Source organism: Streptomyces flavusporus, from assembly GCF_046267975.1.
In the GTDB taxonomy this organism is placed as follows: Bacteria; Actinomycetota; Actinomycetes; order Streptomycetales; family Streptomycetaceae; genus Streptomyces; species Streptomyces flavusporus.
The window spans coordinates 3,745,092-3,767,920 of the sequence record NZ_CP176503.1 but is presented as its reverse complement, the minus strand read 5'-3'; the positions used below and the strand labels follow the sequence as shown (position 1 = coordinate 3,767,920).

Sequence of the window (22,829 nt, the reverse complement as noted above, 5' to 3'; positions counted from 1 at the left end):
GTTGCGGTGGGGGCGGGGTGGGTTGCGCGGCCCGGCGCTGATGGGGTGCCGCCCGCGCCCACCCGTGCCGCCCTGGGGGTCCCCCCTTTGGGGGAGGCACGACTGCCCGCGGACTCACGCGCGGCTGCCCGTGGGCTGACGTGGGAAACCGGTCACCCCAGCGCCCCGCAAACCTCCCGCTTCCCCTCAAACCTCCCTAGCCTGGAGTGATGGGTGAGGACAATCGCCTCGCGGCCGTTGTGGCGCTGGCGCAGGGGATGGCCGCGGCGCACACCCCGCGCGAGTCGTGGCGGGCCGCCGCGCTCGGTGCGTGCCGGGCGCTGGACGCGAGCTTTGCCGCGCTGTCGGTGTGGGAGCGGGACCTCGGGCGCCTTCGGGTCCTGGTCAACGTGGGGGAGCGGGCGCCGGACGAGGAGGAGTTCCCGGAGGACGAGGCCTACCCGGTGCACCAGTTCGCCGAGATCACGGAGTTCCTGCACGAACAGTGGGCCGGGGGCGGCGAGCCCGACGCCTGGGTCGAGACCGCGGAGGGGCCGACGGCGGGCCGCGCCGGTTACTGTCACCAGCGGGTCGCCGCCCTGCGTCGCCGCGGCCGCAGCAGCTGCGTCGTCGCGCCGGTCGTCCTGCACGGCCGGGCCTGGGGCGAGCTGTATGTCGCGCGCCCGATCGGTGTCCCCGTCTTCGACCGGGGCGACGCCGACTTCGCCACCGTCCTGGCCGCCGTGGTGGCCGCCGGGATCGCACAGACCGAGCGGCTGGAGGAGGCCAGGCGGCTGGCCTTCACCGACTCCCTGACCGGGCTCGCCAACCGCCGTGCCGTCGACATGCGCCTGGACGAGGCGATCGAACGGCACCGCCGGGAGGGCGTCGTCGTCAGCCTGGTCGTCTGCGACGTCAACGGGCTCAAGCGGGTCAACGACACCCGGGGGCACGCGGTCGGCGACCGGCTCCTGGAACGGTTCGGCTCTGTGCTGTCGCTGTGCGGGGCCATGCTCCCCGGGGCGCTCGCGGCCCGGCTCGGGGGCGACGAGTTCTGTCTGCTCGCGGTCGGGCCGCCCGCCGACGACGTGGTGAAGGTGGCCGACGAACTGTGCCGCCGGGCCGCCGAGTTGGAGCTGGGCGACGGTGTCGCCTGCGGGGTCGCCTCCACCCAGGATCCGGTCGGGCCGGTGCGCTCCGCCCGTCGGCTGTTCCGGCTCGCCGACGCCGCCCAGTACCGGGCCAAGGGGGTTCGCGCCGTCCGGGCGGTCGTCGCCGGGCGCGAGGGGTCCGACGACCCGGTGGTGCGCCTCGCCGACGCACCGACCGACGAGCACACCCCGGAGCGGCGCCGCTTCCGTGGCCGCCGGTGAGCAACGCCGTACCTCAGCGGCAACAGCGGTAAGGGCCACATCGCGCACCCACCCGTGACATCTTCGAATTCACTGCGTACGCTCCTGAATATGGATATGCACACTGTGGTGGATGGGAAAGGCGCGAAGCGCGGCCTTGAAAGGGTGGTGGTGGGCGACGGGCGGGCGTCCGGTGTCACCGCGTCCGACGTCCTCGCCGTGGCGCGCGCCGGCGCCCGGGTCGAGCTCTCCGGCGAGGCGGTGGCCGCCCTCACCGCGGCCCGCGGGATCGTGGACGCGCTGGCGGCCAAGCCCGACCCCGTCTACGGCGTCTCCACCGGCTTCGGCGCCCTCGCGACCCGGCACATCGGCCAGGAACTGCGCACCCAGCTCCAGCGCAACATCGTCCGCTCGCACGCCGCCGGCATGGGGCCGCGGGTGGAGCGGGAGGTCGTACGGGCCCTGATGTTCCTGCGGCTGAAGACCGTCTGCTCGGGACACACCGGCGTACGGCCCGAGGTGGCGCAGACCATGGCCGACGTCCTCAACGCCGGTATCACCCCGGTCGTGCACGAGTACGGCTCCCTCGGCTGCTCCGGCGACCTCGCCCCGCTGTCCCACTGCGCCCTGACGCTGATGGGGGAGGGGGAGGCCGAAGGGCCCGACGGGACCGTACGCCCCGCCGGCGAACTCCTCGCCGCGCACGGCATCCAGCCCGTCGAGCTGCGCGAGAAGGAAGGCCTCGCCCTCCTCAACGGCACCGACGGCATGCTCGGCATGCTGCTGATGGCCCTCGCCGACCTGGACACCCTCTACAAGTCCGCCGACGTCACCGCGGCCCTGTCGCTGGAGGCCCTGCTCGGCACCGACCGGGTTCTCGCTCCCGAGCTGCACGCCATCCGCCCGCACCCCGGCCAGGCCGCCAGCGCCGCCAACATGCTGGCCGTACTGAAGGGTTCGGGCCTGACCGGCCATCACCAGGGCGATGCCCCCCGCGTCCAGGACGCCTACTCCGTGCGCTGTGCTCCGCAGGTGGCCGGCGCCGGACGGGACACGATCGCGCACGCACGCCTGGTCGCCGAGCGCGAACTGGCGTCGGCCGTCGACAATCCCGTCGTACTCCCCGACGGACGCGTCGAATCCAACGGCAACTTCCACGGCGCCCCCGTCGCCTACGTCCTCGACTTCCTCGCCATCGCCGCCGCGGACCTCGCCTCCATCGCCGAGCGGCGCACCGACCGGCTGCTGGACAAGAACCGCAGCCACGGTCTGCCGCCGTTCCTCGCCGACGACGCCGGAGTGGACAGCGGGCTCATGATCGCCCAGTACACGCAGGCCGCGCTGGTGAGCGAGATGAAGCGGCTCGCCGTACCGGCGTCCGCGGACTCGATTCCGTCCTCCGCGATGCAGGAGGACCATGTCTCCATGGGCTGGTCGGCGGCGCGCAAGCTGCGTACGGCCGTGGACAACCTCACGCGGGTCGTGGCCATCGAGCTGTACGCCGCCACGCGCGCGATAGAGCTGCGCGAGGGGCTGACGCCGGCGCCCGCGTCCCAGGCCGTCATCGACGCCATACGGGCGGCGGGGGTCGAGGGTCCCGGTCCCGACCGGTTCCTGGCGCCCGACCTCGCGGCGGCGGACGCGTTCGTGCGGGACGGGCGGCTGCTGGCGGCGGTGGAGACGGTCACCGGACCGCTCCAGTAGGACGGTTGAGGGGCCCTGCCGTACGACCGGCAGGGCCCCGGAGATCACTTGAGCTTGGCGACCTGCGCCTCGACCACGGCCGCCGGGATTTCGGCCGCCTCGCCGGTGCCGAGCGCGGCGAAGTTCACCGTGTAGAACGTGGCGATGGTGTTGCCCTTACGGACGACCTCGGTCTGGAAGGTGGCCGTGCCCTCGCCGTCCATGTCGACGTCCTGGGTGAACGCCACCGACTCGTCACCGCCTCCGGAGCCCTGCGCCGCGGCGACCTTGGTGACCTTCGTCTTCTCGGTGTCGGCCGTGAGGCCGTACCCGCCGGCACAGGCCGACACGCCGTCGGAAACGGCCTTCATGGCCTTCTCGGCGCCGTCGCCCTCGTACGAGGACAGGCCCACGAACGTCATGGCGACGTTGAAGGCGTCCGCGATGTCCTCCGGCTGCGCGGTGGCGGTCGACGCCTTGTCCTCCGCGACGGTGTTGCTGGCGCTCGCGTCCGTGTCGCCCGGGGCGAGACCGGCCGTGGCCCAGGCGAGCGGGTCGCACTCCGCCTTGTCGGTCTTCACCTCGGTCTTGGACTTCGGGAGGGTGTCGTCGCCGGAGGCGACCTTGTAACCCTTGACTTCGCCCTGAGCGAGCAGCAGCTTCTCCAACTCGGCCGCGCTGAGCGCCTTGGCGGCCTGAGTCTGCGAGGAGGAGGACTCCGTGTCCTTGGAGTCGCCGGAACCGTCCGACTCCCCGCCACAACCGGTGATGAGGGCGAGCGACAGCACGCTCACGGCGACCGTGGCGCCTGTGCGCGCCCTCGATGATCTCTTCATGAGCGGACTATGAAGGTCAGGTCAAGGACACGTCAAGCCAGATTTTCCGAACCTTTTCAGAACCCAAGTCGTTCCCGGCGCACCGAATACACCACAAACCCGGCGCCCAGTGTCAGACAGAGCGTGCCGCCGACGACGTACGGGGTGCTGTCGAAGCTGCCGGTGTCGGCGAGCCGGGTGCCGTCGGTCTGAACGCCGGTCGTGTCGGTGGTCGTTGCCGCCGCTCTGGCCTGCGTCGTCTGCGTCACCGTGGGCTGCTCCTGCGCCGGGTCGTCCGCGGTCGCGTTCGCGGAGGGAACGAACCACAGGGCGCCGAGCAGGGTGCCTGCGGCGGTGGTGGTCAGCAACGGACGACGAGCGGATGACACGGAATATCGATCCCCTTGTGATGCTGGCTAATTGGCCGTGTGGGGCGATGTTAGTGAAAGGCGCGGGTCACGGGAAAGTCACGGGGGCCACGGGCCGTACTCTCCGAGCATGAGCACTCCAGAGACATCGCGTTTTGTACGGGTTCGCGTCGAACTCGTCCTTGAGGTCGACGACAACGACGCCCTGACGCAGGCGGCACTGCGGCGGATTTCCGACGACGCGGACATGCCGGCCGAGGAACGGGCGCACGCGCAGAGCGCTGTGACGGAAGACACCGCGGAGGCCCTCGCGTATCTCGTGGACCCGTTCGACCTGGTCAGCGAAGTCCCGGGGGTCGAGCTCCAGCAGGCCTCCTGGAGCAGTGAGCAGGTCGACTACGACCCGGACTCGCCGGAATGGGACCTCGCCGAGGATGATGTCGACGACCAGGAAGACGGAGAGCGGGTCGGCTGACGCGGCTTGGGGAAATCGTGACCCCGGGCGGCAACCGCCGCCCGGGGTTTCCTCGTCTCAAGGGGCGCACAGACCGACACCTGCACCACCGGCTCATCAAAACGTGGTGTGCCCCACACAAGCAAGGTATGTGGAACGGGACGAACCGGTCGTAGCGTTGAAAGTTCTTAACGGGGACTCTCGGGGTTTTCGGGGAATCGGCAACGATGGAGAAGCGTGTGATAACGGTCAGTAAGCGGCGCAAGGGCCTGAGGGCCGCGTCCGCACTGCTCGGCAGTGTTCTGGTGCTCTCGGCGTGTTCCGGCGGTAACGAGGCCTCCGGAAGCGACAGCGGCAACGACACCTCGCAGGCCAAGGTCGACGAGGCGGCGGCCCAGAAGAGCTCCGAGGCCCAGATCAAGATCACGCCGAAGGACGGCTCGGCCAACGCCTCCATCAACAACTCCGCCGCCGTCACCGTGAGCAAGGGCACGCTCACCGAGGTGACGATGACCACGTCCGACGGCACCGCCGTCGAGGGCGAGATTTCCGCCGACAAGAAGAGCTGGAAGCCCACCGTCCAGCTGGAGCGCTCCACCACCTACAAGGTCGCGGCGACCGCGCAGGACTCCGAGGGCCGGGAGGCCCACGAGAACGCCTCCTTCACCACGGTCTCGCCGGACAACAGCTTCATAGGCACCTTCACGCCGGACGACGGCGCCACCGTAGGTGTGGGCATGCCCGTGTCGATCAACTTCGACAAGGCGATCACCAACAAGGTGGACGTCCAGAAGGGCATCACCGTCTCCACCAGCAGCGGCCAGGAGGTCGTCGGCCACTGGTTCAACGCCAACCGGCTCGACTTCCGGCCCGAGGACTACTGGAAGGAAGGCTCCACCGTCACGCTGGAGCTGGCGCTCGACGGCGTCGAGGGCGCCGAAGGTGTCTACGGCGTCCAGCAGAAGACGGTCACCTTCACCATCGGCCGCAACCAGGTCTCCTACGTCGACGCGAACACCAAGCAGATGAAGGTCACGCAGGACGGCAAGGTCGTCAAGACCATCCCGATCTCCGCCGGCTCGCCCGAGAACAAGACGTACGAGGGCCAGATGGTGATCTCCGAGAAGTTCAAGGAGACCCGGATGAACGGCGCGACGGTCGGCTTCACCGACGACGACGGCAAGGGCGAGTACGACATCAAGGACGTCCCGCACGCCATGCGCCTGTCCACGTCCGGCACCTTCATCCACGGCAACTACTGGGGCGCCGACTCCGTCTTCGGCAACGTCAACACCAGCCACGGGTGTGTCGGTCTGAACGACACCAAGGGTGCCAACGACCCGAAGACCGAGGGCGCCTGGTTCTACAACAACTCGATCGTCGGTGACGTCGTGGTCGTCCAGAACACCGGCGACAAGATGATCGCGCCGGACAACGGCCTGAACGGCTGGAACATGGACTGGGCGCAGTGGAAGGCGGGCTCCGCCATCTGACGCGCCCTCTGATTCTCGCGAATGCCGCCTCTTGGAGGCGGCATTCGTGTTTTCACAGGCTTACGGACCCGTTTCCGAGGATCGGACGCACCCTTCTCATCCTTCTCTTATGCCGGCCTTATGCGGCCATCACGGTGCGTCCCTAGCTTGCGGCGCATGTTCTTCACCTACCTGAGGCGCGAACTGCGCCGCCGCAGAAAGGCGGCCCTCGTCGTCGCCTCCGGACTGGCGCTCGGTATCGCGCTGGTCATCGTGGTCAGCTCGGTGACCTCCGGCATGGGCAAGGCCCAGGACAAGGTCCTGCAGTCCCTGTACGGGCTCGGCACCGACATGACCGTCACCAAGGCGGCCGCCGCCCAGGAGGAGGGCCAGGCACAGCGGCCCCGCTTCCGGTTCGACGCGCAGGACAGCGATTCCGACGAGGAGCAGAGCAGCGACCGGGTCATGGTCCAGGGCTTCGAGACGCTGTCGAGCTCCACCGTGAGCAAGGTCGGCGCGCAGGACGGCGTGTCGGACGCCGTCGGCGGACTGAGCCTGCAGGTCATCAAGGTCAGCGGCCAGTTCACCCGCGGTCAGTTCCAGCAGGACGGCGGCGGCGAGCAGCCGGGCGGCGGCACCGGGCAGCCCGAGGGCCGCGTCCAGGGCGGCGGCGCCGACTTCGACGTCAACAACTACTCCGTCTACGGCACCGACGTCAGCAAGCCCGAGCTCGGCCCGTTGACCTCCTCGAAGATCACCAGCGGCCGTACCTTCAAGGCGTCCGAGACCAACGCCAAGGTGGTCGTCGCCGACGCGTCCTACGCCAAGGAGAAGAAGCTCGCCCTCGGCGACACCGTCACCATCAAGGGCGTCAAGTACGAGGTCATCGGCATCGCCACGCCGGAGAGCGGGGACGCGGCGGCCAACCTCTACATCCCGCTGAAGCAGGCACAGACGCTCAGCGACTCGGCGGACAAGGTCACCACGATCTACGTCAAGGCGACCGACTCGCAGCGGATCGACGCCGTCAAGTCGGCGATCCAGAAGAACATCTCCGGTACGACCGTGACGACCTCCGCGGACCTTGCGGAGACCGTGTCCGGCTCGCTGTCCACCGCGTCCGATCTCGCAACGAGCGTGGGCAAGTGGCTGTCGGTCGTGGTGCTTGCGGCGGCGTTCCTGGTGGCCGGGCTGCTGACGTCGTCGGCGGTGTCCCGGCGGGTGCGGGAGTTCGGCACGCTGAAGGCGCTGGGCTGGCGGTCCGGGCGGGTGACCCGGCAGGTGGTCGGGGAGGCCGTCGTCAACGGGCTGGTGGGCGGTGCGCTCGGTATCGGGCTCGGGCTGGCGGGGGCGTATGTCGTGACCGCGGTCAGTCCTACGTTGCAGGCGGAGCTCGGCGCGGCGGGTGGGGGCATGACCGGCGGGGGCCCCGGGGGATTCGGTGGCGGGCCCGCGCGTGAGGCCGCGTCGCGGACGCTCGATGTCGCGCTCACTGCGCCGGTGAGCGTCACGACGATTGCCCTTGCGGTTGGGCTTGCCGTCACCGGTGGGCTGATTGCTGGTGCGTTCGGTGGTTGGCGTGCGTCTCGGCTCCGTCCGGCGGATGCGTTGCGACGCGTTGAGTAGCTGACGTCGGCTGGGGCTGGGCGGGGGTGGGTCGCGCAGCCCGGCGCTAGCGGGGCGCCTCCCCCACTCTCGACTTCGCTCGAGCGGGGGACCCCCACCGCCCACCCGTGCCGCCCCAGGCGGCACGCATGCCCGCGGCCTGAGCCAGCCCGGCCCTTACAAGTACCAGGAGTTGCACTCACCATGTACGAACTCAGAAGCGTCACCAAGTACTACACCCGCGGCAAGGAGACCGTCCACGCACTCGACGGGATTGACCTCACCATCGCCGACGGCGACCGGCTCGTCATCCAGGGCCCCACCGGAGGCGGCAAGTCCACGTTGCTGCAGATGCTCGGGGGGCTCGACCGACCCGGTTCCGGTGAGGTGGTGCTGGACGGGGTCGATCTGGCGCGGCTGTCCGAGGCCAGGCTCACCACCGTGCGCAGTGAGAACATCGGGTTCGTCTTCCAGAGCTTCAACCTCATCCCGACGCTCACCGCTCAGGAGAACGTCGAAACCGCCCTCGTGCCCCTCGGTGTGAAGGGGAAGGAGCGGCGCGAACGAGCCGCCGAGGCGCTGAAGTCGGTCGGACTCGGCGAGCGGCTCGGGCATCTGCCCGGTGAGATGTCCGGCGGTCAGCAGCAGCGCGTGGCGATCGCCCGTGCGCTGGTGAAGCAGCCGAAGGTCCTGCTCGCCGACGAACCCACGGGAAACCTCGACGAGTCGATGCGCGACGAGATCATGGACGTACTGGAGCGCATGTGGAAGGAGTTGGGGGTGACGTTCATCATGGTCACCCACGACTCCTCCATCGCCAGGAAGGCCCCGCGACTGGCGACGATCCGCAAGGGGCGGATCAGCGTAAAGGAGAACGCCAACTCCTGACCGCTTCCGCGCCTATGGCGAAATCGTAACGGAACGTTCTATTGAGGTGCCTGATCACCCCCCGGCATACTGCGTGTCTCCGGGGGGTGCACGCGCAGGTGTGCGGAACGGCCCCCGGCCGGGTGAATCGGGAATTCGCCCGGTTCCTCAACTCCAGGGGGAGTTTTGCGCAGACAAGTGAAGAGAGCCGGTGCCGCCGCGGTCGCCACCGCGGCCGCCGTCGCCCTCGCCGCGGGACTGACCAGCCCGGCGTCGGCGAAGCCGGAGCAGCGCGTGACCGGCGCTGCGAAGCTCACGTCCCACCACCGCATCACCCTGATCACCGGTGACCGGGTCAGCGTGGACGCCAAGGGGCGGGTCGTAGGCCTGGAACGGGCCGAAGGGCGCGAGCACATACCCGTACAGATCCGCAAGGCCGAGGGGCACACCCTCGTCATACCCGCGGACGCGGCCCGTCTGGTCGCCACCGGCAAGCTGGACCAGCGGCTGCTCGACATCACCGAGTTGAACAAGTCCACGACCCGCAAGGCCCAGAAGAACGGCCTGAAGGTCATCGTCGGCTACAAGGGCGCCGCCACCGCCGCGAAGGCCGACGTCCGTGACGCCGGCACCCTCCGCCAGAGCCTCGAGTCCCTCAACGCGGACGCCGTGCAGACCGCGCACAAGGACGCACCCGAGCTGTGGGACGCCGTCACCAACGGCGACAGGACCGTCTCCGGCATCGCGCACATCTGGCTCGACGGCGTCCGCAAGGTCACCCTCGACACATCCGTGCCGCAGATCGGCGCCCCCAAGGCATGGGCCGCCGGCTACGACGGCAGGGGCGTGAAGATCGCCGTGCTGGACACAGGCGTGGACGCCACCCACCCGGACCTGAAGTCCCAGGTGACCGCGTCCAAGAACTTCACCACCGCCGCCGACGCGAGCGACAAGTACGGCCACGGCACGCATGTCGCGTCCATCGCGGCCGGCACCGGCGCCAAGTCGGGAGGCAAGTTCAAGGGCGTCGCGCCCGGGGCCGAGATCCTCAACGGCAAGGTCCTCGACGACAGCGGCTTCGGCGACGACTCCGGCATCCTCGCCGGCATGGAGTGGGCGGCCGAGCAGGGCGCCGACGTCGTCAACCTCAGCCTCGGCGGCATGGACACACCGGATGTCGACCCGCTGGAGGCGGCCGTCAACCGGCTCTCCACCGAGAAGGGCATCCTCTTCGCCATCGCGGCCGGCAACTCCGGCCCGGAGACGGTCGGTTCGCCGGGCTCGGCCGATGCCGCGCTCACCGTCGGTGCCGTGGACGACCAGGACAAGCTGGCCGGCTTCTCCAGCACCGGCCCGCGCGTCGGCGACGGCGCCATCAAGCCGGACGTCACCGCGCCCGGCGTGGACATCACCGCGGCCTCCGCCAAGGGCAGCGTCATCGAGCAGGAGGTCGGCGAGAACCCGGCCGGGTACCTGACCATTTCGGGTACGTCGATGGCGACCCCGCATGTGGCGGGCGCCGCCGCGATCCTCAAGCAGCAGCACCCGGACTGGACGTACACCGAGATCAAGGGCGCGCTGACCGGTTCCACCAAGGGCGGCGCCTACACGCCGTTCCAGCAGGGCTCCGGCCGGATCCAGGTCGACAAGGCCGTCAAGCAGACGGTGATCGCCGACCCGGTCTCGGTGAGCTTCGGCGTCCAGCAGTGGCCGCACACCGACGACACCCCGGTCACCGAGCAGTTGACGTACCGCAACCTCGGCACGAGCGACGTCACGCTGGATCTGAAGGCGACCGCCACCAACCCCAAGGGTGAGGCGGCCCCGGCCGGTTTCTTCAAGCTCGGCGCAACCAAGGTGACCGTCCCGGCGGGCGGCAAGGCCTCCGTCGACCTGACCGTCAACACCAAGCTGGGCGGCACCCTCGACGGCTCCTACTCCGCGTACGTCACCGCGACGGGCGGCGGGCAGAGCGTCCGTACGGCCGCCGCCGTGCAGCGTGAGGTGGAGTCGTACGACGTCACGGTCAAGCACATCGGCCGGGACGGGCAGCCGACCGATGACTACAACACCGCGCTGATGGGCTACTCGGGCCTCGGCGACGGCCGCGGCTACCAGGTTCCGCTCGCCGCGTCCGGCACGACGACCCTGCGCATCCCCAAGGGCACGTACCTGCTGGACGCCTGGATCGCCAAGGACTTCGTGAACCTGGAGGGCGGCCTCGACTGGCTGGTCCAGCCCCGGCTGACCGTCACCAAGAACACCTCGGTGACGATCGACGCGCGCAAGACCAAGACGGCCGACATCACGGTGCCGGACGCCACCGCCAAGCCCCAGTCCGCGATGATCAGCTACGTCTACGACACCGCGGGCGTCGGCTTCGGCTTCGGCGCCACCTCCTTCGCCGACCTGCGCATGGGCCACCTGGGCGGCGAGATCGCGAGCGGTCTCACCCAGACCTGGCACGGCCAGTGGACCAAGGGTGCCACCGCCGAGTACGACGTGGCGACCATCGCCCCGGTCAAGAAGATCCAGGGCGACAAGGTCCGCCACTTCAAGGCGAGCGAGCTGGCCACGGTGAAGAACAACCTCGGTGCCGCCACCTCCGGCAAGACCGGCGCGCTCACCCCGTGGGGCCTCTTCCCCGAGGAGTTCGTGGTGGGCACCCCGGTGGAGCAGAAGCTGCCGAGCTCACGCACGGTGTACCTGTCGACGGTCGACGGCATCGAGTGGTCGTTCGACTTCGAGCAGCTCGGCGGCAAGGACGCGAACGGCTACCCGATCTCTGAGGCGTACTACACGCTGAGCGACCTGAAGAAGTTCACGGCGGGCAAGTCGTACTCGCAGACCTTCAACAAGGCGGTCTTCGGCCCGTACCTGAACAGCGAGTTCGGCCTGTTCCGCGAGGGCAACGACATCTACGGCTATGTGCCGTTGTTCGCCGACGGCTCCCAGCACCCGGGCTCGTCGCTGTTCACCTCGGTGAACACGACCCTGTACCGCAACGGCACCAAGGTCGGCACGCACGACGACCCGCTCTTCGGCGAGAAGGCGTTCAGGGTCCCGGCCGGCGACGCCGAGTACAAGCTGACCACCTCGGTCAAGCGGACCGTCAAGGTCGCCGCCGCGTCCACCCGGATCGACGCGAGCTGGACGTTCCGCTCGAAGAAGCCGACCACCGACGTGGCCAAGCTCCCGGCGTCCACCGTCCGCTTCAACGCCACGACCGACCTGGCCAGCAAGGTCACGGCCGGCCGCACGGCCACCGTCCCGGTCACCGTCCAGGGCGCCGCCAAGGGCAGCAACCTCAAGGCGCTGGGCGTGTGGGTGTCGTACGACTACGGGCAGACCTGGAAGAAGGTCACCGTGAAGAACGGCAAGATCACCTTCAAGAACCCGGCAAAGGGCAAGGCGATCTCCTTCCACGCCAAGATCACCGACAAGCAGAACAACAAGTCGACGATCTCGATCTACAACGCGTACTACGGCAAGTGAGCCGATAGCGAAAGCCCGCCGGAAGACACAGCTTCCGGCGGGCTTTCCGCTTCTCCGTTGAGGACGAGCCTGTTCAGGCCCGCTGCCTAACCCGTCGACGGCGCAGAAGCCGCCCCGCCCGCCCGAGTCGCATCCGCACCCCAACTCGCCAGCAGGCGCAGCGCCTCCGCCGAGGGCGAGCCCGGCTCCGCGTGGTAGGTGATCAGCGACTGCTCGGCGTCGTCGACCAGGCGGAACCTCTCGAAGGACAGCGTCAGCTCACCGACCAGCGGATGCCTCAGGCGCTTGACGCCGTGGCTCTTCTCCTTGACGTCATGCCTGGCCCACAGCCGCCGGAACTCCTCGCTCTTGAGGGAGAGTTCGCCGACCAGGGCGGACAGCCGCGGGTCGTCCGGATGGCAGCCGGCGTCCATACGCAGAAAGCCGACCATGTCAGACTGCTTCTGGTCCCACTCCACGAACAGCTCGCGGTATGCGGGGTCCAGGAACACCAGCCGCGCCCAGTTCCGCTCCTGCGGAGGCAGCTCCGCCCAGTCGCCGAAGACCGCCGCGGCCATCCGGTTCCAGGCCAGGATGTCCGAGCGGCGCCCCACGATGTACGCCGGGACACCGTCGATCGAGTCCAGCAGCTGCCGCAGCGCGACCCGCACCTGCTGGGCCCGCGCGGCCGGCTTCTTCTTGTGCTGCTTCGGCTTCGCCAGGTGCGTGAGGTGCGCGTGCTCGGCGTCGGTCAGGCGCAGGGCGCGCGCGATGGAGTCGAGCACCTCCGCCGAGACGTTCTGTCCGTGGCCCTGCTCCAGGCGCGTGTAGTACGCCACGGACACTCCGGCGAGCTGCGCCAGCTCCTCGCGGCGCAGTCCCGGCACCCGGCGGTGCCGCCCGAAGTCGGGCAGTCCCATGTCCTCCGGCTTCAGCCGGGCACGCCGGGTGCGCAGAAACTCGCTGAGCTCGGCGCGCCGGTCCAGGCCCGTGCCGGGCTCGTGTGCGGGGTCGCGCTGTTCGTCCATGCGTCCAGTATTCCCGGTCGTACGCACAGGAGCCTGACCCCGTCAGTGGTAGGAACAGCAAGCGTACGCAAAGCCGTGGCCTGGGTGAATGCGGAAAACGGCGGCACGCTGGATCCCGTGCCCGGTCGGAAGGCAGCCGGGCACGGAACCCCCTTAGGAGAACCCCGGCATGACCACTGTTGCTGCGTACGCCGCACCCGCCGCCAAGGCTCCGCTGGAGCGCACCACCATCGAGCGTCGGCCGGTCGGCGAGTTCGACGTCCTGATCGACATCAAGTTCGCCGGCATCTGTCACTCCGACATCCATCAGGCCCAGGAGGGCTGGGGCGAGGCGATCTTCCCGATGGTCCCCGGCCACGAGATCGCCGGCGTTGTCGCCGAGGTCGGCTCCGGTGTCACCAAGTTCGCCGTCGGCGACCGCGTGGGCGTCGGCTGCATGGTCGATTCCTGCCGCGAGTGCGACAACTGCAAGGCCGGCCTGGAGCAGTACTGCACCGGCGGCGGCATGATCGGCACGTACAACGCCCTGGACAAGAACGGCGAGCCCACCTACGGCGGCTACTCGCAGAAGATCGTCGTGGACGAGAACTACGTCGTCCGCATCCCCGACGGCCTGTCCCTCGACGTCGCCGCGCCGCTGCTGTGCGCCGGCATCACCCTCTACTCCCCGCTGAAGCGCTGGAACGCCGGCCCCGGCAAGAAGGTCGCCATCCTCGGCATGGGCGGCCTCGGCCACATGGGCGTGAAGATCGCGCACGCGCTGGGCGCCGAGGTGACGGTGCTGTCGCAGTCCCTGCGCAAGAAGGACGACGGCCTGAAGCTGGGCGCCGACCACTACTACGCCACCAGCGACCCGAAGACCTTCCAGGAACTGCAGGGCACCTTCGACCTGATCGTCTCGACGGTCTCGGCCCCGCTGGACTTCAACGCCTACCTGACGCTGCTGAAGACGGAGGGCGCGCTGGTGAACGTGGGCGCCCCCGAGGAGCCGATCTCCCTCAACCTCTTCTCGGTGATCGGCGGCGGCAAGACCCTCGCCGGTTCCATGATCGGCGGCATCGCGGAGACCCAGGAGATGCTCGACTTCTGCGCCGAGCACGGCTTCGGCGCCGAGATCGAACTGATCCGCGCCGACCAGATCAACGAGGCGTACGAGCGGGTGCAGGCGAGCGACGTCCGGTACCGGTTCGTGATCGACACTGCGACGATCTGATCGTTCACCTCGTCGGCCGGCGGCCCAGCAGCCACAGCAGACACGGGCCGCCGACCAGCGGGGGAAACACCCACTGTGTGCCCGAGCGGACAGGCCCTAGCGTGGAAGTGACCGCTTTTGAACCCTGGACGCAGGAGGCGCACCGTGACGATCCAGCTGAACCACACCATCGTCGCCGCCCACGACAAGGAGGCGTCGGCCCGCTTCCTCGCCGATATGCTCGGCCTCGAGGTGAGTCCGCCGTTCGGCCCCTTCGCCCCCGTCGAGATACCGAACGGCGTGACCCTCGACTACATGGACACCCCCGGCGACATAACCCCCCAGCACTACGCCTTCCTGGTCTCGGAGTCCGACTTCGACACGATCTTCGCCCGCATCCGACGCGCAGGCCTGACCTACTGGGCGGACCCGGCCCACTCCCGCCCCGGCGAGATCAACCACAACGACGGCGGCCGAGGCACCTACTTCGACGACCCGAACGGCCACAACCTGGAGATCATCACGCGGCCGTACGGGAGCGGGGGCTGAGCTGCCGTCGGCCCGTGGCGGAGCCGTCGGTCACCGGGCGGAGCTGGAGGACCTGGGCTGTGGAACTCACCGACTGGCTGCTGACCTCGAGCGAACGCGGCAACAGCGCGACACGTCTGGACACCCGCCGACCGGACCGAGCGGCCTGGTCGCGCGGAAACCTGGTGCGGCCCCTGATCCACGGCGCGACGTACTTCCGGGAACTCCTCGACGCGATCCGCGCGCAGCGCGCCGGAGATCTGCTCCTGTTCACCGACTGGCGGGGCGACCCCGACGAGCGCCTCGCCGGTCCCGGCAGCGAAATCGGCACCGTCCTGTGCGAGGCGGCCGAGCGGGGCGTGATCGTCAAAGGGCTGGTCTGGCGGTCCCACCTGGACCGGTTCCAGTTCAGCGAGGCCGAGAACCGCCACCTCGGCGAAGAAGTCGAAGCGGCGGGCGGCGAGTGCCTGCTCGACATGCGGGTACGTCCCGGCGGCTCGCACCACCAGAAGTTCGTCGTACTCCGGCATTCCGACCGCCCCGAGCTCGACATCGCGTTCGTCGGCGGCATCGACCTGTGCCACAACCGCCATGACGATGCGACACACCGCGGCGACCCGCAGTCACAGCCCATCGCCGCCGCGTACGGACAGCACCCACCGTGGCACGACATCCAGCTCGCGATACGCGGACCGGCCGTCGGCGACATCGAGGCCGTCTTCCGGGAACGCTGGGAGGACCCGGCACCGCTCACCCGCAGCCCGCTCGTCCGCCTGCGAGAGCTCGCACACCGCGAGGACACCCGCGCGGACCCCCTGCCACCCCAGGCACCCGACCCCCAGCCCTGCGGTACCCACACCGTCCAGGTCCTGCGCACCTACCCCAACCGACTGCTGCGCGGCTACGAGTTCGCCCCCGACGGCGAGCGCAGCATCGCGCGCGGCTACCGCAAAGCGCTGCGGCGGGCCCGGGCCCTGATCTACCTGGAGGACCAGTACCTGTGGTCTCCGCACGTGGTGGAACGCTTCGCCGAGGCACTGACCGCCAACACCGGCCTGCGCCTGATCGCGGTCATCCCGTCCCTCCCCGAGCAGGACGGCCGACTCACCCTGCCGATGAACCTGATCGGCCGGATCGCGGCCCTGGACAGGCTGCGCCGCGCCGGTGGTGGGCGCGTCGCGGTGTACGGGCTGGAGAACCACGCCGGGACACCGGTGTACGTGCACGCCAAGGCCTGCGTGATCGACGACGTGTGGGCCTCGGTCGGATCCGACAACATCAACCTCCGCTCGTGGACCCACGACTCCGAACTCAGCTGCGCCGTCCTGGACGAGCGCCCAGACCCACGCGAGCCGCGCGACCCCGGCGGCCTCGGGGACGGCGCGCGCAGCTACGCCAGAAACCTGCGCCTGGAACTCTCCCACGAGCACCTGGACACGCAAGCCCCCCGGACTTCGCACGCACCCGACCCGCTCTGCGATCCCACGACCGCCTTCGACGCCTTCGCGGCGAGTGCCGCCGCACTGGACTCCTGGCACGCAGGCGACCACCGCGGCCCCAGACCCCCCGGCCGCCTGCGCACCTACCGCCCACCGACCCTTTCCCGTACGGCCACGACGCTCTGCACGCCCCTGCACCGCCTCCTCGTCGACCCGGACGGCCGCCCCCTCGGACTGCGCCGCCGCAACGCGTACTGACGACCGCTTGCCATCAGCGACGCGGCGACCGCCCGGCGGCCGGCACGGTCTACTTGTCCGCGGCTTCCGGCGCAGGCGCGATGCCGATCGGGCAGGAGAGCCCTGTCCCGCCGATCCCGCAGTATCCCGCCGGGTTCTTGTCGAGGTACTGCTGGTGATATGCCTCGGCCGGGTAGAAGGTGCGTCCCTCGGCCGGGAGGATTTCCGTGGTGATCCTGCCGTAGCCCGAGGACGTCAGGACCTTCTGGTACGCCTCGCGGGAGGACTCGGCCGCGGCTGCCTGGGCCGGGGTGTGGGTGTAGATCGCCGAGCGGTACTGGGTGCCGACGTCGTTGCCCTGGCGGAAGCCCTGGGTCGGGTCGTGGGCCTCCCAGAAGGTCTGCAGGAGCTTCTCGTACGAGATCAGCTTCGGGTCGTAGACCACGCGGACCGCCTCCGTGTGGCCGGTCAGGCCCGAGCAGACCTCCTCGTAGGTGGGGTGCTCCGTGTAGCCGCCCTGGTAGCCGACCAGGGTCGTCCACACGCCCGTCGGGAGCTGCCAGAACTTGCGCTCGGCGCCCCAGAAGCAGCCCAGGCCGAAGTCGGCGACCTCCAGGCCCTCGGGGTAGGGGCCGAGCAGGGGGTTGCCGAGGACCGTGTGGCGGTCGGGGACCGTGAAGGCCGGCTCGGGGCGGCCCTTCAGCGCCTGCTCGGGGGTGGGCAGGGTGGGCGTACGGCCGAACAGCATGTCGCAGGCTCCTTCGTCTCCTCGCCGGGTTCCCTCGTGGAGTTCCGGGGTTCGCCCTGGACGGGGCGGCAGGTGGTGAACGCATGCGGGCCGTCCCGCATTCCGGTACTCGGCCCGCCTGCCGCCACGGACTGCGATCAGGGCGTACGGCAGGTTCAGTGCAGCAGTGTCGCCGGGCTGCCGCCGTTCGCCTCGTAGCCCGCCACGGCCAGCGCCCGGTAGACCGCGAACTCCGCGGCCGGGTCGGGCGACAGCGTCCAGGGCAGGGCGCCCACATGGCCGTCGATGTGTATCAGCTGGCTCATGGCCTCCGACCAGCGCTCGGAGCGGACCAGGAAGAACACCAGCAGATGGCGGACGTGCGCCAGCATCGGGTCGTCGGGGCGGGCCGAGTGCACCGCGTGCAGGGCGCCGTGGATCGCCTTGGTCACGACCTCGCTCTGGTAGAAACTGGCGACCAGATTGACCTCGGGCAGATGCTCGAAGACCGCGAACAGCGGCATCGCCGCCAGCAGCGAGCCCTGCGGGGCACGGGCCGCCGCGGCCTCCGCGAACTGGGACGCCAGCTCGCGCGAGCCGTGCCACTTCTCGCACCAGTAGTGCAGCGCGGCGAGGTGCGCTCCCATGTGGTTCGGCGCGCGGTCCAGGATCTTCAGCCAGAGCTGTTCGAACTCCGCGCGCGGATAGGCCAGGCCCCGGGCCACCGACAGCTCGATGATGTACGGGATCGGGTCACCGGGGGCGAGCAGCGCCGCGTCGCCGCAGGCCGCCTTCGCCTCCTCCATGATGATCCGGAACTCGTCCGTGCCGGGCGTCGCCGTCCGCCACGCCTGCTGCACCAGGAACTCGGCGTGCACCGCCGCGCCGCCCGCGTCCTTGGGCGCCTCGGCCCGCCACACCCGCAGCCACTGCCCGCCCGGCGTCTCACTGACGCCGCCCGGCCGCTGCTGGAGCTCCAGCGACGCCGCGCCCGCGAAGGCCTGCACGCGCTGCCAGCGCAGCTCGCCCTCCGCCTCCGTACCGGCCAGGAGCTGGGCGGCGGCGCGGTGGTCCTGGGTGCGCTGCACCAGGTCCAGCACGTCCACCAGGTCCTGGTCGGGGCCGGGCATGCGGACGTCCAGCTCCTCCTGCCGTACGAATCCGTAGTTCGCGGGGTCCGCGGCGTCCGGGTGGCCCGGCGTGACCAGCTCTATCCCCCTGCGCCTGCGCATCACGAACGGACCCAGCACGAAACCGATCATGAGCAGACCCATCAGGACCCAGAGAATTTCCATGCATCAAGCGAACCAGACGCCGCCGACAATTGGCCAACCCCCTCCCTCCGCCTGTGGAAAACCGCGTCCGACGGCAGGCGGGCGCCTGCGCCGCGCCGTGGCGGCGGCATGGGGAGGGCGAGCGCACTACGCTCGGTTCTCATGAGCGACAGGCACATCAGTCAGCACTTCGAGACGCTCGCCATCCACGCGGGCAACACGGCCGACCCCCTCACCGGTGCGGTCGTCCCGCCGATCTACCAGGTGTCCACCTACAAGCAGGACGGGGTGGGCGGTCTGCGCGGCGGCTACGAGTACAGCCGCAGCGCCAACCCGACCAGGACCGCCCTGGAGGAGAACCTCGCCGCCCTGGAGGGCGGGCGCCGTGGACTCGCGTTCGCGTCCGGACTGGCGGCCGAGGACTGCCTGTTGCGTACGCTGCTCAGCCCCGGCGACCACGTGGTCATCCCCAATGACGCGTACGGCGGCACGTTCCGCCTGTTCGCGAAGGTCGTCGCCCGGTGGGGCGTGGAATGGTCGGTCGCCGACACGAGCGATCCCGCAGCCGTACGGGCCGCCATCACCCCCAAGACCAAGGTCGTGTGGGTGGAGACCCCCTCCAACCCGCTGCTCGGCATCACCGACATCGCCGCCGTCGCGCAGATCGCCCGGGACGCGGGCGCCCGGCTCGTCGTCGACAACACGTTCGCCACGCCCTACCTCCAGCAGCCGCTGTCGCTCGGCGCGGACGTCGTGGTGCACTCCCTGACCAAGTACATGGGCGGCCACTCGGACGTCGTGGGCGGCGCGCTGATCGTGGGCGACGAGGGGCTGGGCGAGGAGCTGGCGTTCCACCAGAACGCGATGGGCGCGGTCGCCGGGCCCTTCGACTCCTGGCTGGTGCTGCGCGGCACCAAGACCCTCTCCGTGCGCATGGACCGGCACAGTGAGAACGCGGCCAGGGTCGCCGACATGCTCACCCGGCACGCGCGCGTGACGCGGGTGCTGTACCCGGGACTGCCGGATCACCCTGGTCATGAGATCGCCGCCAAGCAGATGCGGTCCTTCGGCGGCATGGTCTCCTTCCAGGTCGAGGGCGGCGAGGAGGCGGCCGTCGAGGTCTGCAACCGCGCCAAGGTGTTCACCCTGGGTGAGTCCCTCGGCGGTGTCGAGTCGCTGATCGAGCATCCGGGGCGCATGACGCACGCCTCCGCGGCCGGTTCTGCCCTGGAGGTACCCGCCGACCTCGTACGCCTCTCCGTGGGCATCGAGAACGCGGACGACCTGCTGGAGGACCTCCAGCAGGCGCTCGGCTAGCCCCGCGCGCCGCTCACCAGCCCGTCAGCGGTGGGGTCGTCTCTGACGGCGGCTCCACCCAGGGGCGGGCCGTGAGCGCCCACACGGTGAACGCCACGGTCGCGGCGAACAGCAGCAGCCAGCCCAGGCGCAGGGCGAGGGCCCTGCGTCGCAGCAGGCGGTTGCCGCGGCGCACGGCGTCGGCGCAGAGGTCCGGCGGTACCCGCGGCGGCGTCCGCTCCATGATCCGCCGCGCGGCAGCCTCCCGTTCCAACCGGTTCATTGCAGACCCCCGATCACGACGCCGCCACCTTCGCCTCCGTCACCGCCGGTGCAGGCCCCCGGGGCGGGTGGAGGACCGTCGCCGTCGCCCGGTCGCACAGGGCGCGGACGCGTTCCGTGGGCAGCCCGAGCAGCGCAGCCGTCTGTTCCTCGGCGACCCCTTCGTAGAGCCTGAGGACCAGGATCAGGCGCTCCTGCGGGGTGAGGTGGGCGAGTGCGCCGGTGGGGTGCGGGCGGGCCCGGCCGAAGGCGCCGTACTGGTGCCAGGCGCCGTGCGCGAAGCGGGTGGCGAGGTACCGGCGGGTGCGGTCGTACGGGTCCTCGCCGCGCAGTCGGTCCCAGCAGGCGTAGGTGTGGGCGAGGGCGAGGGTCAGCAGGCGCCGCGCGCGCGGGTTGTCGTCCGGGGCCTCGGCCGTGAGCAGCGTGGCGGTGTGCAGCAGCCGCCCCGCCGCGCCGGCGACGAACGCCTCGAACTCCCGGGCCCCGCGGGCACCTTGGGACGCTTGCCGTTCTCGCACCGCGCCTCCCGCCTGAGGCCGACCTGAGGATACGGATCCCGGTGGCGTACCCGGCCCACCGGATGTGAATCCGCGTACGACCACGAGGACCCGGTCTCATATGAGGCCAGCGGTGGGCTTTCGGTCAAGAGCCCGCGCACCGCGCGGCATGCCTCGGCTGCCGTGGAAGATCGCGCTCCACGCGGCGGGCCGGGGGGGAGGAGGAGGAGGGGCTGGTGAAGGGCGGTGGAGTCCCGGCACCACGCGCGCGTGTCCGCCCCCGGCCCGGAGCGGCACGCGGCGTCTCGTAACTCCCGCCGCACGCGCACGTGTCTCACCCGCGGCTCAGGAAGCCGACTGCTGCTCCATCCCCGGCACGCCCTGCGCCGACATCCGTGCGGAGAGCGCCAGGTTGAAGCGGGTGAGGAGTGTGCAGAACGCCTCGCGCTCCTCGGGTGCCCAGTCGTGTGTGAGCTCGGCCATCAGCTGACGCCGGGACGAGCGCACTTCCTCCAGCCGGGACAGCCCGCGCGGGGACAGCTGGAGCACCACGGCACGCCCGTCCTCGGGGTGCGAGGTCCGCTTGACCAGGCCCGTGTCGACGAGGGGAGCCACCTGCCGGGTGACCGTCGACGAGTCGATGCCCATGCTCGCGGCGAGCGCCTTGACGCCCATCGGCCCTTCCTTGTCGAGCCGGTTGAGCAGCAGGTATGCGGCGCGGTCCATGGAGTTGCGCACCTGTCCGACCCCGCCGAGCCGGGTCTGTTCGGCACGCCGGGCGAACACCGCCACCTCGTGCTGCAGCGCGTCGAGGAGGCCGGTGTCACCGACGGTCGTCATGTCCATCGACATTTCAGGTGTTGTGGGCATGGCCGGGGGCTCACTTCATACTGGGTGCTGGGTTGGGGGACAGGGTACGCGGATGGAAGGCGGGCCGTACCGGCGCTGCGCAAACCAGTCTCGGACGTTGGTCACTACGGCTGTTGCGGCAGGTGAACTGCGAGACTTGAGCCATGAACTACCGCAAGGCCGCCCCCTTGCCCCCGGTCACCCTCGACGACGTACGCGGCGCGCAGAAGATGCTCACCGGCGTCGCACGTGTCACCGCGATGGAGGGCAGCAGGTACCTGACCCAGCTGGTCGGCGCTCCTGTGCACCTCAAGTGCGAGAATCTCCAGCGGACCGGTTCGTTCAAGCTGCGCGGCGCCTACGTCCGGATCGCCGGTCTGCTGCCCGAGGAGCGGGCCGCCGGTGTGGTCGCCGCGAGCGCGGGCAACCACGCACAGGGCGTCGCCCTGGCGTCCTCGCTGCTCGGCGTGCACTCGACGGTGTTCATGCCGAAGGGCGCGCCGCTGCCGAAGATAAGTGCGACGCGTGACTACGGCGCCGAGGTGCGTCTGCACGGTCACGTGGTCGACGAGACCCTGGCCGCCGCGCAGGAGTACGCCGCCGAGACGGGCGCGGTGTTCATCCATCCCTTCGACCATCCGGACGTCATCGCGGGCCAGGGCACGGTCGGCCTGGAGATTCTGGAGCAGTGCCCGGAGGTGCGCACGATCGTCGTCGGTATCGGCGGCGGCGGTCTCGCGGCGGGGATCGCGGTCGCGGTGAAGGCCCTGCGGCCCGATGTGCGGATCGTCGGTGTGCAGGCGGCGGGTTCGGCGGCGTATCCGCCCTCTCTGGCGGCGGGGCGTCCGGTGTCGATCGAGAACCCGGCGACGATGGCCGACGGCATCAGGGTCGGTCGGCCCGGTGACGTACCGTTCGCGATCGTCGGTGATCTGGTGGACGAGGTACGCACGGTCAGTGAGGACGAGCTGTCCGCCGCGCTGCTGCTGTGTCTGGAGCGGGCCAAGCTGGTCGTCGAGCCGGCCGGGGCCAGCCCGGTCGCGGCGCTGCTGAGCGATCCGGGCGCGTTCGAGGGGCCGGTCGTTGCGGTGCTGTCCGGCGGCAACGTCGACCCGGTGCTGATGCAGCGCGTTCTGCGGCACGGCATGGCGGCGCAGGGCCGCTACCTGGCCGTTCGGCTGCGGCTGACGGACCGGCCGGGCGCCCTCGCGACGCTTCTCGGGGTGTTGTCAGTGGTCGACGCTAACGTCCTCGATGTGAGCCACGTGCGGACCGACCCACGGCTCGGGCTCACGGAGGCGGAGGTCGAGCTGCACCTGGAGACGAAGGGCCCGGCCCACTGCGCCGAGGTCGGCGAGGCCCTGCGACAGGCGGGGTATCTCGTCATCGACTGAGGCACCGGGGTCGTAGG

General features: G+C 70.2%; 20 protein-coding genes. 12 read left to right on the top strand and 8 right to left on the bottom strand.

The window, feature by feature from the left end; translation table 11 throughout:
* Window positions 1–209 precede the first annotated feature (209 nt).
* The gene (locus ACKTSN_RS17740; protein ID WP_409470019.1) at window positions 210–1,352 is read left to right on the top strand and encodes a GGDEF domain-containing protein; all 1,143 of its coding nucleotides are present in this window, start codon (window positions 210–212) and stop codon (window positions 1,350–1,352) included.
* 90 nt (window positions 1,353–1,442) lie between these two features.
* The gene (hutH, locus tag ACKTSN_RS17735; protein ID WP_409470018.1) at window positions 1,443–3,035 is read left to right on the top strand and encodes a histidine ammonia-lyase; all 1,593 of its coding nucleotides are present in this window, start codon (window positions 1,443–1,445) and stop codon (window positions 3,033–3,035) included.
* A gap of 44 nt (window positions 3,036–3,079) precedes the next feature.
* On the opposite strand, the gene ACKTSN_RS17730 is transcribed toward hutH, so the two are convergent.
* Entirely contained in the window at window positions 3,080–3,850 is a 771-nt protein-coding gene (locus ACKTSN_RS17730) for a hypothetical protein (protein WP_409470017.1), read from the bottom strand.
* Between the two features lie 56 nt (window positions 3,851–3,906).
* On the bottom strand, window positions 3,907–4,218 hold the full coding sequence (locus ACKTSN_RS17725; protein ID WP_409470016.1) for a hypothetical protein: 312 nt from the start codon (window positions 4,216–4,218) through the stop codon (window positions 3,907–3,909).
* 109 nt (window positions 4,219–4,327) lie between these two features.
* Between ACKTSN_RS17725 and ACKTSN_RS17720 the strand changes: the two genes are divergently transcribed.
* The 5 genes from ACKTSN_RS17720 to ACKTSN_RS17700 all read left to right on the top strand — a co-directional run bounded on the left by ACKTSN_RS17720 (window position 4,328) and on the right by ACKTSN_RS17700 (window position 12,090).
* Window positions 4,328–4,672 carry a hypothetical protein gene (locus ACKTSN_RS17720; protein WP_409470015.1) on the top strand — a complete coding sequence of 115 codons (345 nt, stop codon included), beginning with the start codon at window positions 4,328–4,330 and terminating at the stop codon, window positions 4,670–4,672.
* A gap of 206 nt (window positions 4,673–4,878) precedes the next feature.
* A complete protein-coding gene (locus tag ACKTSN_RS17715) occupies window positions 4,879–6,144 on the top strand; it encodes a L,D-transpeptidase (protein ID WP_409470014.1) in 1,266 nt (421 codons plus the stop codon).
* Window positions 6,145–6,300: 156 nt separating this feature from the next.
* Entirely contained in the window at window positions 6,301–7,749 is a 1,449-nt protein-coding gene (locus ACKTSN_RS17710; protein WP_409470013.1) for an ABC transporter permease, read from the top strand.
* 183 nt (window positions 7,750–7,932) lie between these two features.
* Entirely contained in the window at window positions 7,933–8,616 is a 684-nt protein-coding gene (locus ACKTSN_RS17705) for an ABC transporter ATP-binding protein (RefSeq protein ID WP_409470012.1), read from the top strand.
* Window positions 8,617–8,793: 177 nt separating this feature from the next.
* Entirely contained in the window at window positions 8,794–12,090 is a 3,297-nt protein-coding gene (locus tag ACKTSN_RS17700; RefSeq protein ID WP_409470011.1) for a S8 family peptidase, read from the top strand.
* A gap of 86 nt (window positions 12,091–12,176) precedes the next feature.
* On the opposite strand, the gene ACKTSN_RS17695 is transcribed toward ACKTSN_RS17700, so the two are convergent.
* Window positions 12,177–13,097: a helix-turn-helix domain-containing protein gene (locus tag ACKTSN_RS17695; protein WP_409470010.1), complete on the bottom strand. Its 921-nt coding sequence runs from the start codon at window positions 13,095–13,097 to the stop codon at window positions 12,177–12,179.
* A 169-nt stretch (window positions 13,098–13,266) separates the two neighbouring features.
* Here ACKTSN_RS17695 and ACKTSN_RS17690 point away from each other — a divergent pair, with 169 nt between their 5' ends.
* The 3 genes from ACKTSN_RS17690 to ACKTSN_RS17680 all read left to right on the top strand — a co-directional run bounded on the left by ACKTSN_RS17690 (window position 13,267) and on the right by ACKTSN_RS17680 (window position 16,514).
* Window positions 13,267–14,310: an NAD(P)-dependent alcohol dehydrogenase gene (locus ACKTSN_RS17690; protein ID WP_409470009.1), complete on the top strand. Its 1,044-nt coding sequence runs from the start codon at window positions 13,267–13,269 to the stop codon at window positions 14,308–14,310.
* 144 nt (window positions 14,311–14,454) lie between these two features.
* Complete coding sequence (locus ACKTSN_RS17685; protein WP_385510935.1) at window positions 14,455–14,838, top strand: VOC family protein; 384 nt, start codon at window positions 14,455–14,457, stop codon at window positions 14,836–14,838.
* 59 nt (window positions 14,839–14,897) lie between these two features.
* On the top strand, window positions 14,898–16,514 hold the full coding sequence (locus ACKTSN_RS17680; protein WP_409470008.1) for a phospholipase D family protein: 1,617 nt from the start codon (window positions 14,898–14,900) through the stop codon (window positions 16,512–16,514).
* A 49-nt stretch (window positions 16,515–16,563) separates the two neighbouring features.
* Here ACKTSN_RS17680 and msrA read toward each other — a convergent pair whose 3' ends face one another.
* Both msrA and ACKTSN_RS17670 read right to left on the bottom strand, forming a co-directional pair.
* Window positions 16,564–17,241, bottom strand: a complete 678-nt coding sequence (msrA, locus tag ACKTSN_RS17675; RefSeq protein WP_409470007.1) for a peptide-methionine (S)-S-oxide reductase MsrA — start codon at window positions 17,239–17,241, stop codon at window positions 16,564–16,566.
* A gap of 155 nt (window positions 17,242–17,396) precedes the next feature.
* Window positions 17,397–18,515 (bottom strand): hypothetical protein, encoded by a 1,119-nt coding sequence (locus tag ACKTSN_RS17670; RefSeq protein ID WP_224735497.1) that lies wholly within the window; start codon window positions 18,513–18,515, stop codon window positions 17,397–17,399.
* Between the two features lie 141 nt (window positions 18,516–18,656).
* Here ACKTSN_RS17670 and ACKTSN_RS17665 point away from each other — a divergent pair, with 141 nt between their 5' ends.
* Window positions 18,657–19,811, top strand: a complete 1,155-nt coding sequence (locus tag ACKTSN_RS17665; protein WP_385780695.1) for a cystathionine gamma-synthase — start codon at window positions 18,657–18,659, stop codon at window positions 19,809–19,811.
* 13 nt (window positions 19,812–19,824) lie between these two features.
* Here the strand turns inward: ACKTSN_RS17665 and ACKTSN_RS17660 are convergent, their stop codons facing one another.
* From ACKTSN_RS17660 to ACKTSN_RS17650, 3 genes are all read right to left on the bottom strand, one after another.
* Complete coding sequence (locus ACKTSN_RS17660) at window positions 19,825–20,073, bottom strand: hypothetical protein (RefSeq protein WP_385510926.1); 249 nt, start codon at window positions 20,071–20,073, stop codon at window positions 19,825–19,827.
* A 13-nt stretch (window positions 20,074–20,086) separates the two neighbouring features.
* Entirely contained in the window at window positions 20,087–20,590 is a 504-nt protein-coding gene (locus ACKTSN_RS17655) for a sigma factor-like helix-turn-helix DNA-binding protein (protein WP_409470006.1), read from the bottom strand.
* A 324-nt stretch (window positions 20,591–20,914) separates the two neighbouring features.
* Window positions 20,915–21,421, bottom strand: coding sequence for a MarR family winged helix-turn-helix transcriptional regulator (locus ACKTSN_RS17650; RefSeq protein WP_409474853.1), 507 nt, complete (start codon window positions 21,419–21,421; stop codon window positions 20,915–20,917).
* Window positions 21,422–21,582: 161 nt separating this feature from the next.
* Here ACKTSN_RS17650 and ilvA point away from each other — a divergent pair, with 161 nt between their 5' ends.
* Complete coding sequence (gene ilvA, locus ACKTSN_RS17645; protein ID WP_409470005.1) at window positions 21,583–22,812, top strand: threonine ammonia-lyase; 1,230 nt, start codon at window positions 21,583–21,585, stop codon at window positions 22,810–22,812.
* Window positions 22,813–22,829 lie beyond the last annotated feature (17 nt).

Excerpts from the sequence above, each read along its gene's own strand:
- ACKTSN_RS17740 (WP_409470019.1), top strand. The coding sequence starts at position 210 with ATGGGTGAGGACAATCGCCTCGCGGCCGTTGTGGCGCTGGCGCAGGGG.
- hutH (WP_409470018.1), top strand. The coding sequence starts at position 1,443 with ATGGATATGCACACTGTGGTGGATGGGAAAGGCGCGAAGCGCGGCCTT.
- ACKTSN_RS17730 (WP_409470017.1), bottom strand. The coding sequence starts at position 3,850 with ATGAAGAGATCATCGAGGGCGCGCACAGGCGCCACGGTCGCCGTGAGC.
- ACKTSN_RS17720 (WP_409470015.1), top strand. The coding sequence starts at position 4,328 with ATGAGCACTCCAGAGACATCGCGTTTTGTACGGGTTCGCGTCGAACTC.
- ACKTSN_RS17715 (WP_409470014.1), top strand. The coding sequence starts at position 4,879 with ATGGAGAAGCGTGTGATAACGGTCAGTAAGCGGCGCAAGGGCCTGAGG.
- ACKTSN_RS17710 (WP_409470013.1), top strand. The coding sequence starts at position 6,301 with ATGTTCTTCACCTACCTGAGGCGCGAACTGCGCCGCCGCAGAAAGGCG.
- ACKTSN_RS17705 (WP_409470012.1), top strand. The coding sequence starts at position 7,933 with ATGTACGAACTCAGAAGCGTCACCAAGTACTACACCCGCGGCAAGGAG.
- ACKTSN_RS17695 (WP_409470010.1), bottom strand. The coding sequence starts at position 13,097 with ATGGACGAACAGCGCGACCCCGCACACGAGCCCGGCACGGGCCTGGAC.
- ACKTSN_RS17690 (WP_409470009.1), top strand. The coding sequence starts at position 13,267 with ATGACCACTGTTGCTGCGTACGCCGCACCCGCCGCCAAGGCTCCGCTG.
- msrA (WP_409470007.1), bottom strand. The coding sequence starts at position 17,241 with ATGCTGTTCGGCCGTACGCCCACCCTGCCCACCCCCGAGCAGGCGCTG.
- ACKTSN_RS17670 (WP_224735497.1), bottom strand. The coding sequence starts at position 18,515 with ATGGAAATTCTCTGGGTCCTGATGGGTCTGCTCATGATCGGTTTCGTG.
- ACKTSN_RS17665 (WP_385780695.1), top strand. The coding sequence starts at position 18,657 with ATGAGCGACAGGCACATCAGTCAGCACTTCGAGACGCTCGCCATCCAC.
- ACKTSN_RS17660 (WP_385510926.1), bottom strand. The coding sequence starts at position 20,073 with ATGAACCGGTTGGAACGGGAGGCTGCCGCGCGGCGGATCATGGAGCGG.
- ACKTSN_RS17650 (WP_409474853.1), bottom strand. The coding sequence starts at position 21,421 with ATGTCGATGGACATGACGACCGTCGGTGACACCGGCCTCCTCGACGCG.
- ilvA (WP_409470005.1), top strand. The coding sequence starts at position 21,583 with ATGAACTACCGCAAGGCCGCCCCCTTGCCCCCGGTCACCCTCGACGAC.